Annotated in this window: 2 protein-coding genes; both read right to left on the bottom strand. The window is 47.4% G+C overall.

The window, feature by feature from the left end; translation table 11 throughout:
• Positions 1-249 precede the first annotated feature (249 nt).
• Entirely contained in the window at positions 250-585 is a 336-nt protein-coding gene (locus tag WMO65_RS26170) for a plasmid mobilization protein (RefSeq protein WP_118593997.1), read from the bottom strand.
• A gap of 301 nt (positions 586-886) precedes the next feature.
• Positions 887-1,226, bottom strand: a 340-nt coding sequence (locus tag WMO65_RS26165) for a hypothetical protein (protein ID WP_349064867.1), incomplete at its 5' end; no start/stop codon positions are given.

Below are 1,226 nucleotides of genomic sequence, written 5' to 3'. Positions count from 1 at the left end.
GTGCCTGCCGCTGCTCCACCCATGTATGGATGGATGAAAAACCGATCGGCAGTTCCTCAGCTGAAACGTTGCAGGCCGCCTCTTTTAAAAGGATACTTCCCAAAGCTCCGCTGGTGCAGGCAAATGTCAGAAGCACCTTATCCTTATTCATCAGGCAGTATCGTTCATCCACTTTGTTTTCCTCCTTCCTCTGTATCCCCCTCACAATTTTCCTTTATTATATCCATATCCTGACCAATCCGCAATCCTTTATTCGATACGTGCTTCAAATGTTTTCACCAATTCTTCCACCTCCTGCAGCTTTTTCAGTACCAGTTCCGCATCCCCCCTGAACATGACGCCCCGGTTTGTGCTGGCTGCGATCTGGTTGATGAGGACTCCTATCTTCCGGATCTGATAATTCAGGTTCTTTAATTCCCTTGCGACTGCGATGGAATGCTTCAGGTCATCAGAAAAGATACAGGCCCGGATATATTCAGACATGTTGTCCGGACGGTCAGAGCCTTTTACTTTTTTAAGGAATGTCTGGTATTCATTTGCGGTCAGTCTGGCCTTCACGATACACACCCTTGTTTCTTCCTTCATTTATCTCCTTTATTCGTCCCCTTTCAGATACCTCTGCTCAATAACTGCCCGGATGGCGTCCGGATGCTTTTCCGGATAAGTTCCGGATTTCACGCCATCCTTCATGACTATTTCCGGATGACTTCCGGATGTTCTTCCGGATAAGTTCCGGATTTCACGCCTCCCTTCATGACTATTTCCGGATGACTTCCGGATGTTCTTCCGGATAAGTTCCGGATTTCACGCCTCCTTCATGGCTATTTCCGGATGACTTCCGGATGTTCTTCCGGATAAGTTCCGGATTTCACGCCTCCCTTCATGACTATTTTCGGATGACTTCCGGATGTTCTTCCGGATAAGTTCCGGATTTCACGTCTCCCTTCATGGCTATTTCCGGATGACTTCCGGATGTTCTTCCGGATAAGTTCCGGATTTCACGTCTCCCTTCATGGCTATTTCCGGATAAGTTCCGGTATTTTTTCCGGATGTCTTCCGGATTCCTCCCCCTCTTTCCTGGGCATTTCCGGATAACTTCCGGTATTTCTTCCGGATACTCTGTTTCTTCCTCCATTCTTTCCGGATGACTTCCGGTTTTTTTACCGGAACCTATCCGGATTTTCTCCCCAAAAAGCATACGCAAAAACCATAGGTTTTTGGCAAGT

The organism is Blautia caccae (assembly GCF_040095955.1).
Lineage (GTDB): Bacteria > Bacillota > Clostridia > Lachnospirales > Lachnospiraceae > Blautia > Blautia celeris.
Note: the sequence above shows the minus strand (reverse complement) of the source record. Positions and strands in the feature narration are given on the sequence as shown.